This is a genomic window from Variovorax sp. YR634 (assembly GCF_900106655.1).
Lineage (GTDB): Bacteria > Pseudomonadota > Gammaproteobacteria > Burkholderiales > Burkholderiaceae_C > Variovorax.
This window is the reverse complement of record NZ_FNOL01000006.1, coordinates 291,495-306,120: the sequence shown is the minus strand read 5'-3', so window position 1 is coordinate 306,120 and position 14,626 is coordinate 291,495. Positions and strand designations below refer to the sequence as shown.

Genomic DNA, 14,626 nt, shown 5'->3' with positions numbered 1-14,626 from the left:
ATTCGCCGCGGCTTTCTCGGGATGAGCTGAAATAATGGCAGCCCCTGCAACGCCCCGCCGACGGACCCGCCATGACCCTGTCTGCCTACCTGCTCTTCCTGCCGGCCTGCTTCGCCATCAACATGGCCTTCGGCCCCAACAACCTGCTGTCCGTGACCAACGGCGCAAAGCACGGCGTGTCGCCGGCGGTGATCGCGGCCAGCGGCCGGCTCGTGGCCTTCGCGATCATGATCGCCATCGCGGGGCTGGGCATGGGCGCAGTGCTGGTGGCGTCGGAGCTGGCCTTCGATGTCATCAAGTACATCGGTGCGGCGTATCTCGTGTGGATCGGCATCCGCCTGCTGCGCGCCCCGGCGCCGATGGCCGAGGTGCAGGCGCGCGACGCATCCGCGCCGCCCTCCATGCGCGCGCTGGCGCGGCAGGAGTTCACCGTGGCGGCGGGCAACCCGAAGGCCATCCTGGTGTTCACCGCCTTCTTTCCGCAGTTCGTGGTGCCCGGTGCCTACGCCTCCAGCTACATGCTGCTGGGCGTGACCTTCCTGGTGTTCGAGCTGATCGCGATCGCGCTCTACGCGATGCTCGGTGCGCGCATGCGCCGGCTGGCCGATGGCAGCCGCGCGATGCGCTGGTTCAACCGGGTGAGCGGCAGCATGATGGTCGGCTTCGGCCTCATCCTGGCCTTCACGCGCCGTCCTGCAGCCTGATCTTCCTCAGGCCTTCAGGTACTCGGCCTTGGTGCCGAGCCAGCGGTCGATGTGGCGCTGGGCCAGGTCGGGGTGCTTGCGGAGCATGACCGGCGCAAGTTCACGGGCCCAGTCGAGCAGCAGCGTGTCAGTCGTGAGGTCGGCAAAACGCAGCAGCGGTGCGCCCGACTGCCGCGCGCCAAGGAACTCGCCGGGCCCTCGAATCTCCAGGTCGCGCCGGGCGATCTCGAAGCCGTCGCTGGTCTCGGCCATCGCCTTGAGCCGCGCACGCGCTGCCTCGCCGACGCGGCCGCTGTCGCCCGGCGCATAGAGCAGCACACAGGCCGAGGCCGCCGCGCCGCGCCCCACGCGACCGCGCAGCTGGTGCAGCTGCGAGAGGCCGAAGCGCTCTGCGTGCTCGATCACCATCAGCGAGGCATTGGGCACGTCGACGCCCACTTCGATCACGGTCGTGCTCACCAGCACCTGGATTTCGTTGGCGGTGAATGCCGCCATCACCGCCTGCTTCTCGGCCGTGGGCATGCGCGAATGCAGCAGGCCGACCTGGATGGGCTCGCCCAGCGTCTCGGCCAGTTCGTCGCGCGTCTCGGTCGCGTTGCGCAGGTCGACCGCTTCGCTCTCCTCGATCAGCGGACACACCCAGTACACCTGCCGGCCCTGCGCGATCTGCGCATGGATGCGGTCGATGACTTCATCGCGCCGGTGGTCGGCCACCAGCTTGGTAACGATGGGCGTGCGGCCCGGCGGAAGCTCGTCGAGCGTCGACACGTCGAGGTCGGCGTAGTAGCTCATCGCGAGCGTGCGGGGGATGGGCGTGGCGCTCATCATCAGCAGATGCGGCTCCAGATGGCCGCCAGCCTTGCCGCGCAAGGCCAGGCGCTGCGCCACGCCGAAGCGATGCTGCTCGTCGATGATGGCCAGCGCGAGGTTCTTGAAACGCACCTTCTCCGAGATGACCGCGTGGGTGCCGATGACCAGCGCCGCCTCGCCGCTTTCGACGGCGGCGGACATCCCATCGCGCTCCTTTTTCTTCTGGCTGCCCGTGAGCCACGCCACGCGCAGGCCGCGCTCGGCCAGCAACGGATCGAGCCAGCCGACCAGCTTGCCGAAATGCTGGGCCGCGAGGATTTCGGTGGGGGCCATCAGCGCGCACTGGAAACCCGCGTCGATGCAGCGCGCCGCCGCGAGCGCCGCCACCACGGTCTTGCCCGAACCCACGTCGCCCTGCAGCAGCCGGTGCATCGGTATCTCGCGCCCCAGGTCGCGCGTGATCTCTTCGCCCACGCGCTGCTGCGCGCCGGTAAGGCCGAAGGGCAGCACCGCGAGCAGCTGCGCGTGCAGCGAGGTAGCGACCGGCTCGGCAGGCGCGGGCAGCACCGGCGCACGCTGCGCCGCGCGCTCCAGCCGGGCCTGCAATTGCGACAGCTGCTGCGCGAGCAGTTCCTCGGCCTTGATGCGCTGCCAGGCCGGATGGCTGTGGTCTTCGAGCGTGGCCATCGCCACGTCGGGCGTCGGGTAGTGCAGGAAGCTCAGCGAGGCGCGCAGATCCCACGCACCGCGCAGGCCGATCTGCACGGGAATCGTCTCGTCGAGCACCGCGCGGGCAAGGCCCGAACGCACCTCGCGCCGCAGCACAGGCTGCGCCAGCCCGGCCACGGTCGAATACACCGGCGTGAGCGCATTCGGCAGCGCGGTGCCGGCCGCCTTCACGGTCGGATGCATCATCTGCCGCCCCGCGAAACCGCCGCGCATCTCGCCCCGCACGCGCACCCGCGCGCCGATCGCCAGCTGCTTTTGCTGCGAGGGATAGAAGTTGAAGAAGCGCAGCTGGCAGGTGTCGCTGCCGTCGTCGATGGTCGCCAGCAACTGGCGGCGCGGGCGGTACACCACCTCGCATTCGGTGACGACGCCCTCGACCTGCGCCATGTCGCCGTCACGCGTGTCGGCGAGCCGCACGATGCGCGTCTCGTCCTCGTAGCGCATCGGCAGGTAGAGCGCGAAGTCGATGTCGCGCACGAGGCCGAGCTTGCGCAGCGCGCGCTGCACGAGGCTCAGGCCCGAACCTGGTGCCGCCGGTGCCGCAGGCGCGGCTGCGGTCTTTTCGGGCGGTTCGGGCTTGGACGCGGCGGGCATGGGACAATTCTGCCCGGCTCCCGCCCTGTTTTTTCTTTTCCCCATGCCTCCTTGGCACGGGCCCGTCCGGCCCTCAAGCACCATGCGCGCCTTCACGCTCTCCGATTTCGATTTCGCATTGCCACCCGATCTGGTGGCGCAACACCCGGCCACCGAACGCACATCCTCCCGTCTGCTCGACGGCACAGGGCCCGCACCGGTCGACCGTATCTTCAAGCACCTGCCTTTGCTGCTGCGCGCGGGCGACCTGCTGGTCTTCAACGACACGCGCGTGGTCAAGGCGCGCCTGTTCGGCGAGAAGCCGACCGGCGGCAAGCTCGAACTGCTGGTCGAGCGCGTGCTGCAGGGCCACGAGGTGGTCGCGCATATGAAGGTCAGCAAGAAGCCTCCGGTCGGCACCACGCTGCAGATGGTCGGCGGCTTTCGCGCCACGCTGCTCGGCCGCTGGCCCGATGAGCAGGGCGCGCTGTTCCGCTTCGGCTTCGAGAGCGACGCGGGCGAAGACCCGTACGCACTGATGGCCCGCTGCGGCCACGTGCCGCTGCCGCCCTACATCACGCACACAGATTCGGCCGACGACGAAAGCCGCTACCAGACCGTGTTCGCGCGCGTGCCCGGCGCGGTGGCAGCACCCACGGCCGCGCTGCATTTCGACGAAGGCCTGCTGGCCGAGCTCGAAGCGCGCGGCGTGCAGCGCACCAACGTCACGCTGCACGTGGGCGCCGGCACCTTCCAGCCGGTGAAGACCGAGAACATCGCCGAACACACGATGCACGCCGAGCGCTACGAGGTTCCCGAGGCCACGCAGCGCGCCATTGCCGAGTGCAAGGCGCGGGGCGGACGCATCGTCGCGGTCGGCACGACCACCGTGCGCACGCTCGAGTCGTGGGCCAAGAGCGGCGAGGCCACGGGCGACACACGCATCTTCATCACGCCGGGCTTCGCCTTCGAGCACGTCGACCTGCTGGTGACGAACTTCCATTTGCCCAAGAGCACGCTGATGATGCTGGTCTCGGCCTTCGCAGGCTATGAGCGCGTGATGGCGCTTTATGCCCACGCCATCGCCCATCAATACCGCTTCTTCAGCTACGGCGACGCCATGCTGCTCGCACGGACCAAGGACTGAATGACATGCTGAACTTCGAACTCCTCAAGACCGACCCCGACAGTCACGCGCGCCGCGCCACGCTCACGCTCAACCACGGCAAGGTGCAAACGCCGATCTTCATGCCCGTGGGCACGTATGGCACCGTCAAGGGCGTGATGCCGCGCAGCCTGGAAGAGATGGGCGCGCAGATCATCCTGGGCAACACCTTCCACTTGTGGATGCGCCCCGGCCTCGACGTGATGGCGAGCTTCGGCGGGCTGCACCAGTTCGAGAAGTGGGACAAGCCCATCCTTACTGACTCGGGCGGCTTCCAGGTGTGGTCGCTGGGCGCGATGCGCAAGATCAGCGAAGAGGGCGTGAAGTTCGCGTCGCCCGTCAATGGCGACAAGCTGTTCCTCACGCCGGAGGTCTCGATGCAGATCCAGACCATCCTCAACAGCGACATCGTGATGCAGTTCGACGAGTGCACGCCCTACGACACCAAGGGCCACATCACGACCGAGGCCGAGGCGCGCATCTCGATGGAGCTGAGCCTGCGCTGGGCCAAGCGCTGCCAGGGCGAGTTCGCGCGGCTCGAGAACCCGAACGCGCTGTTCGGCATCGTGCAGGGCGGCATGTTCGAGAACCTGCGCGAAGAGTCGCTGGCGGCGCTGGTCGACATGGATTTTCCTGGCTATGCCATCGGCGGCGTGAGCGTGGGCGAGCCCAAGGAAGAGATGCTGCACATCATGGGCCACACGCCGCACCGGCTGCCCGCGAACAAGCCGCGCTACCTGATGGGCGTGGGCACGCCGGAAGACCTGGTGCAGGGCGTGGCCGATGGCGTCGACATGTTCGACTGCGTGATGCCCACCCGCAATGCGCGCAACGGCACGCTCTTCACGCGCTTCGGCGACCTGAAGATGCGCAATGCGCGCCACAAGAGCGACCCGCAGCCGATCGACCCGAGCTGCACCTGCCACGCCTGCGCGGGCACCTCGGGCGTGAGCTGGAACGACGGCGGGCGCGAGGGCTTCAGCCGCGCCTACCTGCATCACCTGGACCGCTGCGGCGAGATGCTGGGGCCGATGCTCACGACCATCCACAACCTGCACTATTACCTGAACCTGATGAGCGAGATCCGCGAGTCGCTGGACGCGGGCACGTTCACGGAGTTTCGCGCGCGCTTCAAGTCGGAGCGCGCAAGAGGCGTCTGACGCCCGGGGCCGCCGGCCGCTACTTCAAGGGCTGGATCGGCAGCGGCGTCGCATAGGGCTCGATGCGCAGCAGTTCGTTCTTGAAGACGACGATCTGCTTGAGCGGCGCCTGCACCAGCGCACCGCTCGCATCCTTGTGCGAGGCGTACTGCCAGAGCGTGAGCTGGCCCTTCGCCGCGAGCTGTGCGGCCAGCCGCTCCACGGCGGGGTTGGAACCCGCGCCGAGCTGCGCCGCATCGACGCCCACGACAACCTCGTCACGCGGTGACACCACCTTGAAGAGCTGCACGGGCGCTGCCGGCGCCTGGGCGCGAACTGAGCGCACGGCCAAGGCGGCAGGGAGAAGCGAGAGCGCAAGGAGGGCGCGGCGGGGAAAGGTCTTCGTCATGCGGGCAAGCGTAGTCACACAGGCCCGCGCTGCCCATTCGCCGTAAGCCATACGCCGGCCGGCGGCCCCGCGCCCGGCAGGGGCACATGCATCCGGTACGCTTGCCGCCTCTCCTTACCGCTGTTGCTGCATTCACATGACCAACGCATCACAACTTTCGCCCTACACCGCCCGCTATCCCTCGCTGGCCGGGCGCACCGTGTTCATCTCCGGCGGCGCCAGCGGCATCGGCGAATCGCTGGTGCGGGCCTTTCACGCGCAGGGCGCGAAGGTCGGTTTCTGCGACCTCGATGCGGCTGCCGGCAACGCGCTCGCGGCCCAGCTGCAAGGCGAGCACCCGGCGCTGTTCGTACCGTGCGACGTGACCGATACAGTCGCGCTCGCCGCCGCCATCGACGCAGTGCGCCAGCGCTTCGGCCCGATCGCCGTGCTGCTGAACAACGCGGCCAACGACCGCCGCCACGAGATGGCCGACGTGACCAGCGACGACTTCGACCGCCTCGTGGCCGTCAACTTCAAGCACCAGTTCTTCGCGGCGCAGGCTGTGGCCGACGACATGCGCGCGCTGGGCGGCGGCTCGATCGTCAACTTCGGCTCCATCAGCTGGATGATCAAGGGCAAGGGCTACCCGGTGTACCAGGCCTGCAAGGCGGCGGCGCGCGGCCTCACGCGCTCGCTGGCGCGCGACCTGGGCAAGCAGAGCATTCGCGTGAATTCGATCGTGCCGGGCTGGGTGATGACCGAGCGGCAGATCAAGCTGTGGGTCAAGCCCGAATCGGGCGCGGAGATCGATGCGGCGCAATGCCTGCCGGGCCGCGTGATGGCTGAGGACATTGCGGCGATGGCACTGTTTCTCGCGGCGGACGACTCGCGCATGTGCACAGCGCAGGACTATGTGGTGGACGCAGGCTGGACCTGAAGCCTTTCTTCGCCTTCTCCACCAAGCAAAAAGCCCGGCATGCCGGGCTTTTTTGTTTGCACTGCGAGCGGATCAGTCGCGCAGTTCGGCAGGGACCTTGCCACCGTTCGCGGCCAGCTTGGTCATCACCTGGCGATGCAGCCAGATGTTCATCTTGGCGCTGTCGCTGGTGTCCGAGCCGTAGCTCAGTTCGGCGGCCAGTTGCTTGCGTGCGTCGAGGCTGCTGTCCAGGCCCAGGAGCTTCATCAGGTCGACGATGGAGGTGCGCCAGTTCAGGCTGCTCGCGCCGGGCATGCCGTCGAGCAGGGCCTCGACGTCCACCACGGTGATGGCGGGCGGCGGCGCCGCTGCGGCGGGGGCGCCTGCGGGTGCGTCGGGGGCCGGCGCAGCAGGTGCGGGCGCGGCGTTTGCGGACGGGAAAATCTTGGAAAGGATGCTGCCGAAAATGCTCATGCTGGTGCTCCGTCGAAGGGGTTGGCTGGAAGTCTGCGGCAACGTTTGTGTCGCAGTCGGCGGTTGTAGCACGACCGTGCGGCAGACCAGCTACACGGTGTGTCGATCGGGCCGCCTCCTGTGACCGAATTCGCAGACTACGCGGCAGGTGACGCAATGGGCGGCAGAACGCGCGGCGCGGCCGAGGTGCCGCAGGCATGGCAGAACTTCGAGAACGCGCTCTTGCGCGTCTCGCAATTGCCGCAGTGGTCGAACAGGCCGATGCCGCAGTGCGGGCAGAAGTCGATCTCGTTGTTCTTCAGGTCCACCGGCCGCTCGCAGCCGGGGCACACGCTCTTGCCCAGGCGCGCAAGTGCGGTGTCGTAGCTGAGCTCTTCGCGCCGCACCTGGTCGGGCTGCTGCTCGGCCAGCTTCTGCCGCGCCAGGTAGCGGTTGAGCGCGACGATGGCATAGCGCCCCACCAGCACCGTGAGCACGATGCCCACCACGTAGCGCACATAGCCGCCATAGCTCGGCAGGTAGGGCACCAGCTCGACGAAGAAGGCGAACAGCGCGAAGAAGATGAAGCCCCACACGAACGGCCAGTAGGTGCTCTTGCGCTTCTTCACGAACAGCCAGCCGGCCACCAGCAGCAACGGCAGCGTGAGCGCCAGCCGGTAGGCGAACACGCGCAGCTCGATGCGGCGGTATTCGGCGTCGAGCTTGATCTGCGCGTCGCGCTCCAGGTCGGAAAGCGCCGTGCGGGCGCGCTGCTCGGCCTGGCGCGCATCGAGCGTGATCTGCTGCTGCGCGTTGACCTTGTGCTGCAGCTCGTCTTCCTTCTGCTTGAAGGCGTCGAGCGTCTTGGTGCGCGCGATGAGCTCGGTGTCCTGGTCGGGCTGCGCGGTGGCGCGGCGCGTGGCGATCCAGTTGCCGAAGGTTTCGCGTGCATTGGCGCTGGCCTGCTGCGCGGCGCTGAGCTGCAGGCGGATCTGGTCGAGGTCGCGCGCGGCCTGCAGCTCCGCGGCTTCCGAGGCCTTGATGGTGGCGCGCAGCGGCTCGGCCCTGGGCTTGTCGATGAAGTCGTCGAGCTGGCGCACGCGCTCCACTTGCGGCAGGTCGCTCACGACGGTGCTGCCGAGCCCGATGAGGAAGCTCGCGAACACCAGCGCCACCAGCCAGAGGCCGCGGCGGAACCATTTTTCGGAAAGGCGCAGGGATTTGCTCATGTTGTTTTCTCCTTCTTGTCTTTCTTCATTGAAGCCTGAGTGTCACCGGCGCCGCACCCAGCCCCGCACGCGGCAGCCACGCGAACACCGAATCGACCGTCACCGTCTCGATGCGGTCCGAGAACCGCTTGTCGTTCGGATGATCGTCGAAGGCCACGTTGGCCGAGCCTACGCGCCCGCCCAGCCGGGTGAGCGGCCCGAGCTTCAGCGTGGTCGGCTCGTAGCCCTTGAACTGCATCCAGGCCTGCGCCTGCGCGCGGCTGTTGATGGTGGCGGGCTCCATGGCGGCGGCCAGCGTCTCCACTGCCCACTGGTTCGACTGCTGGTACTTCTGGCCCCAGACGTAGCTCACGATGCTGTAGGGCGCGGTGTGCAGCCGCACGATGCGCGCGGGCGATTCGTTCAGCGCAGCCAGCAGATGCGTCTGCACGTCGGGCGTGGGTACGACCCAGGCCGCCTCGTAGCGCCACGGGTCGTCGAGGAAGAACTCGCCCAGCCCCTGGCGGTAGACGGCGGCCACCGCGGTGCCGCACTGGTTGAGCTTGTGCACCACGCGCCACGGGCCGGCATCGGTCTTGTAGGCGAAGCCCAGGTGCGAATAGCGCAGGCCGTACTTGCTCAGGTCCTGCCCGGCACGCGCGAGGATCACGACGCGCGCGCCGCTGGCGTCGAGCGCCTGCGAGGTGCGCTCGGCCATCTGCATGCCCTTGACGATCACGTCGGGCGTCGGCTTGACCTGCTCGCACGAGCGGCCGGCCTGCGCCTGCATCGGCAGCAAGGCCATCGCGGCAAAGACGACGATGGTGGCGAGCCCGCAGAGCACGGGCAGCGCGCCGCGCTTCATGACAGCCTCTCGTTGTAGAGCAGCGCGCGGCCGATGGCGTTGGGCACGAAGGCCAGCACCTCGCCGGCGGCCGACAGCACGACGCCCGTGCCGATCACGCTGACGACGACGCTGGTGCCCACCGCATTCGACAGGCCGTTGGCCGCGCGCCCTGCCACCTTGATGCTGGCACGCGCGCCGTCCGAGGCGCGTTCGAGTACATACACCGTGCCGTCGGCAGAGGCTTCGACCGCGACCACGGTGAGCGTAGAGCCGGCAACCGACAGCGCGGCAGGCAGCGCAACCGCCGTGGTGGCAGAAGCTCCAACGGCCGAGGCGGTAACCACCACCGATGCCACAGGCATCAAAGAGAGAGCAACCGAGGCTTCGCTCTGCGCCTGGGCATGCAGGGGAACCGTGACGCCGGCGAAGGCGGTGCAGGCGGCGACGAGGACAGCGGCAATCGACTTTTTCATGATGGGCTTTCGTTGATCGGACACGGGTTATTCGGCAGAGGAAGCAGCGGCTTCGGCGCGGGCCTGGCGACGGCCCTGCATGCGGGCTTCGGCCATGTCGGCCTCATGGCGGTCGCGCAGCGTCTTGGCCAGCGTGAAGGCCGAGCTGATGAGGAACAGCCAGCTCACGCCCAGGAAGGCCTTATAGGCCTCGTTGATCTCCATGCGCACGAGGCCCCAGCCGGTCAGGCCCATCGCGGTGAAGAAGCTGCCCCAGACGACCAGCTTCCACATCGGCACGTCACGGCCCGCATCGGCGCCGCGCTCGGCGGCCTGCTGGCTGTCGCGGACGAACTTGGCCAGCATGAAGGCGGTGCTCAGGCAGAACACGTAGCCCATCACCATGAACGCCCGGTCCAGCGCCTCCCCTGGCAGCCAGCTCAGCCCGGTGGCGCACAGGAACACGGCGATCGCGAACGAAGCCCAGGCCTGGAACTGCCAGGCCCGCGTGTCGCGCTGGATGAAAACGGTCGAGGTGGATGAGAGGGGTTGCATGTGTGCCTCGCGGCGTAGTGAAGGTGAGCGAATGATGGTTCGCTCCCGCACCGCGAGGCTTGAATGCTTGCACCAGTGGCGGCTTTCAGCGCCACCGGTATCTGCAGCCGATACTTTTGAGGTGTTTCAGGCGCCCAGCAGGGCGCTCACGCGCTGGCGCAGCGACTCGGGCTGCACCTCGGCCGGCGGCACGGGGCCGCCGACGTTCAGGCCCACGCGGCTGAAGAAGCCGCGGCGGAAAGGCTTGGCCATGGCCACCTGTTCGCCGCCGCGCAGCTCGATGCGGCTGAAGTACGAGCCCCAGAGATTGATCAGCGCCATCGGGATCACCGGCGGCTCCAGGCCTTCGGCGCGCGCGCTCTCGACGATCTTCATCACGCCGCCCTTGAAGGGCTGCAGCGTGCCGTCGCGCGTGATCGCACCCTCCGGGAAGATGGCGAGCAGGTCACCCTCGCGCAGCACGCCCAGCGCCTTGGCAAAGGCCGCTTCGTACGCTGCCGGGTCTTCCTTCTGCGGCGCGATGGGAATCGCCTTGGCCAGCTTGAACAGCCAGCCCAGCACCGGCACCTTGAAGATGCGGTGGTCCATGATGAAGCGGATCGGCCGCGGGCTCGCCGCCATCAGCAGCACCGCGTCGATGAAGCTCACGTGGTTGCACACCAGCACCGCCGCGCCCTCGGTGGGAATGTGCGACTCGCCCTTGATATCGAAGCGGTAGACGAAGCGCGACAGCACCCAGGCCACGAAGCGCAGCAGGTACTCGGGCACCAGCATGAAGATGTAGAACGCCACCACCGCGTTGGCGATGCCGGTGAACAAAAAGATCTGCGGAATGGTGAAGCCCGCGCCCAGCAGCGCGCCGGCAATGACCGAGCTGCCGATCATGAACAGCGCATTGAGGATGTTGTTGGCCGCGATGATGCGCGCGCGGTGCGTGGGCTGGCTGCGCAGTTGGATCAGCGCGTACATCGGCACGCTGTAGAGCCCCGCGAACAGCGACAGCAGCGCCAGGTCGGCCATCACGCGCCAGTGCGCGCCCTGGTGCACGAAGGCGCCGATGCCCATCTCGGGCACCTTGGGCAGGCCGCGCGAGGCAAAGTACAAGTCGATGGCGAACACGCTCATGCCGATGGCGCCCAGCGGCACCAGGCCGATTTCAACCTGCCGGCGGCTCAGCGTCTCGCACAGCAGCGAGCCGACGCCGATGCCCACCGAGAACACCACCAGCAGCAGCGAGGCCACCTGCTCGTCGCCGTGCAGCACTTCCTTGGCGAAGCTCGGAAACTGGCTCAGGAACACCGCGCCGAAGAACCACATCCACGAAATACCCAGCAGCGAGCGGAACACCACCACGTTCTCGTTCGCGAGCTTCAGGTTGCGCCAGGTTTCGCTGATGGGGTTCCAGTTGATGACCAGCCCCGGGTCGGTGGCCGGCGCCTTCGGAATGGCCTGCGCCACGCCCCGCCCGACCAGCGCCAGCAGCACGCAGCCCACGGCCACGCTCATGTGGCCGATCTGCGGTATCGCCACCAGCAGCCCGCCCGCCACCTGCCCGAGCAGGATGGCGACGAAGGTGCCCATCTCGACCATGCCGTTGCCGCCCGTGAGTTCGCGCGCGTCGAGCACCTGCGGCAGGTAGGCGAACTTGACCGGCCCGAACAGCGTGGAATGCAGCCCCATGAGGAACACGCAGCCCAGCAGCACCACGGCGTTGGCCGTGACGAAGCCCCAGGCGGCGATCAGCATGATGACGATTTCGAGGTTCTTGACGAAGCGGATCATCTTCGTCTTGTCGAACTTGTCGGTGAGCTGGCCGGACGTGGCCGAGAACAGCAAAAACGGCAGGATGAACAGCGCACCGATCACCAGCCCCGCCATGGCCGGCGGCATCCAGCTCAGCTGGAGCTGGTAGGTCACCATGACGGTGAAGGCGAACTTGAAGAGGTTGTCGTTCGCCGCGCCGGCGAACTGGGTCCAGAAGAAAGGCGCGAAGCGCCGCTGCTTGAGGAGGGCGAACTGGTTGGCGTGGGCGTTCGCTTCATGGGCCACGGGTGTGGCTGCGGCAGCGGCGGGATTTGTCATTCGAAGAGTGCTCCTCAGGCGGCCACGGCGGCGGCGCCCGGATTGTGCCGTAGTGCAGCTTCCCAGCGCATTTCGAGCTTGTGGAGCGCAAGCACCACGGGCAGCCCGGCGAGCGAGGCCGTCAGGTGCTTCAGCGTATGGCCCGAAACCGTGTGCCGCGTGAATTCGTAGATCTGGTGGTCGGCCAGTTCGAAAGCCTTGGCCAGCACGTAGAAGAAGATGACCCAGCCCAGCTTCAGCCCGACCGACTTGCGCATCGGCGTGGCCAGCGCCAGCGTCACCACCAGCGCCATGCCGCCGAACTGCACCAGCGCCCATGGCATGACGTTGCCGGTTTCCTGGAACACCTCGGCCGAGAGCAGGCCGGCCGTCAGCACGAACCAGGCGGCGGGCCAGCCGGCGCGCTGGCTCACCCGCTCGCAGACCGCCACCCCGATCAGCCCTGCGAAGGCCACCGCCATGCCGGCGCGGTCCGCCGCGAGCCGGGGGGCGTCGGGCACGAGGTGGAAGAAGGCCGAGCCCGCGGCGGTGGCGATCAGGCCGGCGAAGAAGAGCCAGGCGCAGTCCAGCGTGTTGTCGGGCGGGTCGCTGGCGGGCGGGGCCAGGGGGAATTGCGACAGCGCCTCCTGGTGCGAGCGGTCGATGCGGTTGAGCCGGTACAGGCCCCACAGGCCGATCACCACGAAGGGGATGTTGCTCAGCACGTCCATGGCGTTGGGCAGGCCGTGCCAGGCGCGGTCGTCGGCAAACACCGAGGCGATGGCGACTTCGGCGGCCGGCAGCTCGGGCCCGAAGAAGGCGATCAGCGCGAGCAGCACGAAGGTGAAAAGCAACCCGCGTTCGCGGCGGCTGAGAGAGGGCAAGAGCATGGCGGTCCTCGGTGGGTGGTCTGTACGAGCCGCGGAATTTAGTGGCGGGCCGCTCCACAGGCATCGAGAATCGATACGTGGCACTAATTCACACCTGACGGTATCTTCAATCGATACTTGCCGGCGCCCGTGTACGCTTCCGCCCCATGAGCACCACCGTCGATCTCGTCCAAGCCCTCAAGAACGAACTCAAGAGCGCCCGCATGACCTACGCCGACCTGGCGCGGTCGCTCGACATGGCCGAATCCAGCGTCAAGCGGATGCTGGCCAAGAGCGACATGCCGCTGTCGCGGGTGGACGCCATCTGCCGGGCGCTGAAGATCGATTTCGCCGAGCTGGCGCGCCGCGTGGCCGACGCCCAGCCGCTGCTGAAGGAGCTGACGCACGAGCAGGAAAAGGCCGTGGTCAAGGACAAGAAGCTGCTGCTGGTGGCCATCAGCGTGCTGAGCCAGTGGACGCTGGAGCAGATCGTGGCGGCCTACCGCGTGAGCGAGGCCGAGTGCATCGGCTGCCTGGCGCAGCTGGACCGCATCGGCATCATCGAACTGCGCCCGCTCAACCGGTATCGCCTGAAGCTCGCCAAGACCTTCCGCTGGCGGCCGCACGGCCCGGTGATGGAGTTTTTTCGCGAGAACGTGGTGCTCGACTACTACCGCGGCGGCTTCGACGGCCCGGCCGAGGGCCTGCTGCTGGTGCACGGCTCGATCAGCCGCTCGCTGGCGCCGGCCTTCCTGGAGCGCCTGCAGCGCGTGGCGCAGGACTTCGCGCAGCAGCACCAGACGGACCAGAAGCTGTCGGCCAAGGACCGCGAGGGCTACACGCTGCTGCTGGGCATGCGCAACTGGGAATTCGAGCTCTTCACCCGCCTGCGCCGGGGCTGAACCCGGGCCCGATCAGGGCTTGGCGGCTTCCAGGGTGTCGCGCATGGTGCGCGCGGCGATTTTTGCCGCTTCGGCAAAGTCGTCGCCCGACGACGCATAAATGATCGCACGCGACGAGTTCACGACGATCGGCGCATCGGCACGCCAGCCGGCGCGTACCGTGGCTACAGCATCGCCGCCCTGGGCGCCGACGCCCGGAATCAGCAGCGGCACCGTCGGCGCGAGCTCACGCACGCGCTCGATCTCGGCGGGGTAGGTCGCACCCACCACCAGGCCGAGCTGGCCATTCAGGTTCCACGGCCCCTGCGCCAGCCTGGCGACGTGTTCGTACAAAAAGGGCTGCCCCTCGACGTCCGCCAGCCGCTGCCCCTGCAGATCGGACCCGCCGGGATTGCTGGTGCGGCAAAGCAGGAAGGCGCCCTTGCCCTCGTGCTTGAGGTACGGCGCGACCGAGTCGAAGCCCATGAAGGGCGACAGCGTCACCGCGTCGGCACCGTAGCGCTCGAAGGCTTCCAGGGCGTATTGCTCGGCGGTGGAGCCGATGTCGCCGCGCTTGGCGTCGAGGATCGTGGGCACGTGGGGCGCGTTGCGGCGCATGTGCTCCATCAGCTGTTCGAGCTGGGCTTCGGCGCGGTGGGCCGCGAAGTAGGCGATCTGCGGCTTGAAGGCGATGACCAGGTCGGCCGTCGCGTCGACGATGCGCGCGCAGAAGTCATAGATGCGGCTGGCGTCGCCCTTGAACTGCCCCGGGAATCTGGCTGGCTCCGGATCGAGCCCCACGCAGAGCAAGGAACCGTTTTTTTGCTGTGCGGCGGCCAGCTTGTCGAGGAAAGTCATGGGGCCTGATTTTAG

Annotated in this window: 15 protein-coding genes; 5 read left to right on the top strand and 10 right to left on the bottom strand. The window is 67.8% G+C overall.

The features are described from left to right. The first annotated feature begins 71 nt into the window (after window positions 1-71). On the top strand, window positions 72-704 hold the full coding sequence (locus BLV60_RS14160; protein ID WP_093055456.1) for a LysE family translocator: 633 nt from the start codon (window positions 72-74) through the stop codon (window positions 702-704). Window positions 705-710: 6 nt separating this feature from the next. On the opposite strand, the gene recG is transcribed toward BLV60_RS14160, so the two are convergent. After that, window positions 711-2,837: an ATP-dependent DNA helicase RecG gene (recG, locus tag BLV60_RS14155; RefSeq protein ID WP_093055454.1), complete on the bottom strand. Its 2,127-nt coding sequence runs from the start codon at window positions 2,835-2,837 to the stop codon at window positions 711-713. An 82-nt stretch (window positions 2,838-2,919) separates the two neighbouring features. On the opposite strand from recG, the gene queA reads away from it, so the two are divergent. Then, complete coding sequence (gene queA, locus BLV60_RS14150; RefSeq protein ID WP_093055452.1) at window positions 2,920-3,963, top strand: tRNA preQ1(34) S-adenosylmethionine ribosyltransferase-isomerase QueA; 1,044 nt, start codon at window positions 2,920-2,922, stop codon at window positions 3,961-3,963. A 5-nt stretch (window positions 3,964-3,968) separates the two neighbouring features. Then, a complete protein-coding gene (tgt, locus tag BLV60_RS14145) occupies window positions 3,969-5,141 on the top strand; it encodes a tRNA guanosine(34) transglycosylase Tgt (RefSeq protein WP_093055450.1) in 1,173 nt (390 codons plus the stop codon). A 19-nt stretch (window positions 5,142-5,160) separates the two neighbouring features. Here tgt and BLV60_RS14140 read toward each other — a convergent pair whose 3' ends face one another. Then, window positions 5,161-5,529 (bottom strand): hypothetical protein, encoded by a 369-nt coding sequence (locus BLV60_RS14140; protein ID WP_256329066.1) that lies wholly within the window; start codon window positions 5,527-5,529, stop codon window positions 5,161-5,163. A gap of 136 nt (window positions 5,530-5,665) precedes the next feature. Here BLV60_RS14140 and BLV60_RS14135 point away from each other — a divergent pair, with 136 nt between their 5' ends. Continuing rightward, on the top strand, window positions 5,666-6,448 hold the full coding sequence (locus tag BLV60_RS14135) for an SDR family NAD(P)-dependent oxidoreductase (RefSeq protein ID WP_093055448.1): 783 nt from the start codon (window positions 5,666-5,668) through the stop codon (window positions 6,446-6,448). Between the two features lie 72 nt (window positions 6,449-6,520). Here BLV60_RS14135 and BLV60_RS14130 read toward each other — a convergent pair whose 3' ends face one another. The 7 genes from BLV60_RS14130 to BLV60_RS14100 all read right to left on the bottom strand — a co-directional run bounded on the left by BLV60_RS14130 (window position 6,521) and on the right by BLV60_RS14100 (window position 12,893). Further along, window positions 6,521-6,901 (bottom strand): DUF3597 domain-containing protein, encoded by a 381-nt coding sequence (locus BLV60_RS14130; RefSeq protein ID WP_093055446.1) that lies wholly within the window; start codon window positions 6,899-6,901, stop codon window positions 6,521-6,523. 137 nt (window positions 6,902-7,038) lie between these two features. Continuing rightward, on the bottom strand, window positions 7,039-8,109 hold the full coding sequence (locus BLV60_RS14125) for a zinc ribbon domain-containing protein (RefSeq protein WP_093055444.1): 1,071 nt from the start codon (window positions 8,107-8,109) through the stop codon (window positions 7,039-7,041). A 25-nt stretch (window positions 8,110-8,134) separates the two neighbouring features. Then, the gene (locus BLV60_RS14120; RefSeq protein WP_371127370.1) at window positions 8,135-8,953 is read right to left on the bottom strand and encodes a DUF2145 domain-containing protein; all 819 of its coding nucleotides are present in this window, start codon (window positions 8,951-8,953) and stop codon (window positions 8,135-8,137) included. Further along, window positions 8,950-9,408 carry a hypothetical protein gene (locus BLV60_RS14115; RefSeq protein WP_093055442.1) on the bottom strand — a complete coding sequence of 153 codons (459 nt, stop codon included), beginning with the start codon at window positions 9,406-9,408 and terminating at the stop codon, window positions 8,950-8,952. Before BLV60_RS14115 ends, BLV60_RS14120 begins: the two co-directional genes overlap by 4 nt. Window positions 9,409-9,435: 27 nt before the next feature. After that, window positions 9,436-9,942: a YiaA/YiaB family inner membrane protein gene (locus tag BLV60_RS14110; RefSeq protein WP_093055440.1), complete on the bottom strand. Its 507-nt coding sequence runs from the start codon at window positions 9,940-9,942 to the stop codon at window positions 9,436-9,438. A 126-nt stretch (window positions 9,943-10,068) separates the two neighbouring features. Next, window positions 10,069-12,024, bottom strand: coding sequence for an MFS transporter (locus tag BLV60_RS14105; RefSeq protein ID WP_093055438.1), 1,956 nt, complete (start codon window positions 12,022-12,024; stop codon window positions 10,069-10,071). A gap of 14 nt (window positions 12,025-12,038) precedes the next feature. Further along, on the bottom strand, window positions 12,039-12,893 hold the full coding sequence (locus BLV60_RS14100) for a hypothetical protein (protein ID WP_093055436.1): 855 nt from the start codon (window positions 12,891-12,893) through the stop codon (window positions 12,039-12,041). Between the two features lie 146 nt (window positions 12,894-13,039). Between BLV60_RS14100 and BLV60_RS14095 the strand changes: the two genes are divergently transcribed. Beyond that, complete coding sequence (locus BLV60_RS14095) at window positions 13,040-13,774, top strand: helix-turn-helix domain-containing protein (RefSeq protein WP_093055434.1); 735 nt, start codon at window positions 13,040-13,042, stop codon at window positions 13,772-13,774. A 12-nt stretch (window positions 13,775-13,786) separates the two neighbouring features. On the opposite strand, the gene pyrF is transcribed toward BLV60_RS14095, so the two are convergent. After that, entirely contained in the window at window positions 13,787-14,611 is an 825-nt protein-coding gene (pyrF, locus tag BLV60_RS14090) for an orotidine-5'-phosphate decarboxylase (protein ID WP_093055432.1), read from the bottom strand. Window positions 14,612-14,626 lie beyond the last annotated feature (15 nt).

Bases quoted from the DNA above. Each gene is read 5' to 3' on its own strand.
- BLV60_RS14120 (WP_371127370.1), bottom strand. From the start codon at position 8,953: ATGAAGCGCGGCGCGCTGCCCGTGCTCTGCGGGCTCGCCACCATCGTC.
- queA (WP_093055452.1), top strand. From the start codon at position 2,920: ATGCGCGCCTTCACGCTCTCCGATTTCGATTTCGCATTGCCACCCGAT.
- BLV60_RS14095 (WP_093055434.1), top strand. From the start codon at position 13,040: ATGAGCACCACCGTCGATCTCGTCCAAGCCCTCAAGAACGAACTCAAG.
- BLV60_RS14130 (WP_093055446.1), bottom strand. From the start codon at position 6,901: ATGAGCATTTTCGGCAGCATCCTTTCCAAGATTTTCCCGTCCGCAAAC.
- recG (WP_093055454.1), bottom strand. From the start codon at position 2,837: ATGCCCGCCGCGTCCAAGCCCGAACCGCCCGAAAAGACCGCAGCCGCG.
- BLV60_RS14105 (WP_093055438.1), bottom strand. From the start codon at position 12,024: ATGACAAATCCCGCCGCTGCCGCAGCCACACCCGTGGCCCATGAAGCG.
- BLV60_RS14160 (WP_093055456.1), top strand. From the start codon at position 72: ATGACCCTGTCTGCCTACCTGCTCTTCCTGCCGGCCTGCTTCGCCATC.
- pyrF (WP_093055432.1), bottom strand. From the start codon at position 14,611: ATGACTTTCCTCGACAAGCTGGCCGCCGCACAGCAAAAAAACGGTTCC.
- BLV60_RS14140 (WP_256329066.1), bottom strand. From the start codon at position 5,529: ATGACGAAGACCTTTCCCCGCCGCGCCCTCCTTGCGCTCTCGCTTCTC.
- BLV60_RS14125 (WP_093055444.1), bottom strand. From the start codon at position 8,109: ATGAGCAAATCCCTGCGCCTTTCCGAAAAATGGTTCCGCCGCGGCCTC.
- BLV60_RS14135 (WP_093055448.1), top strand. From the start codon at position 5,666: ATGACCAACGCATCACAACTTTCGCCCTACACCGCCCGCTATCCCTCG.
- BLV60_RS14100 (WP_093055436.1), bottom strand. From the start codon at position 12,893: ATGCTCTTGCCCTCTCTCAGCCGCCGCGAACGCGGGTTGCTTTTCACC.
- BLV60_RS14115 (WP_093055442.1), bottom strand. From the start codon at position 9,408: ATGAAAAAGTCGATTGCCGCTGTCCTCGTCGCCGCCTGCACCGCCTTC.
- BLV60_RS14110 (WP_093055440.1), bottom strand. From the start codon at position 9,942: ATGCAACCCCTCTCATCCACCTCGACCGTTTTCATCCAGCGCGACACG.
- tgt (WP_093055450.1), top strand. From the start codon at position 3,969: ATGCTGAACTTCGAACTCCTCAAGACCGACCCCGACAGTCACGCGCGC.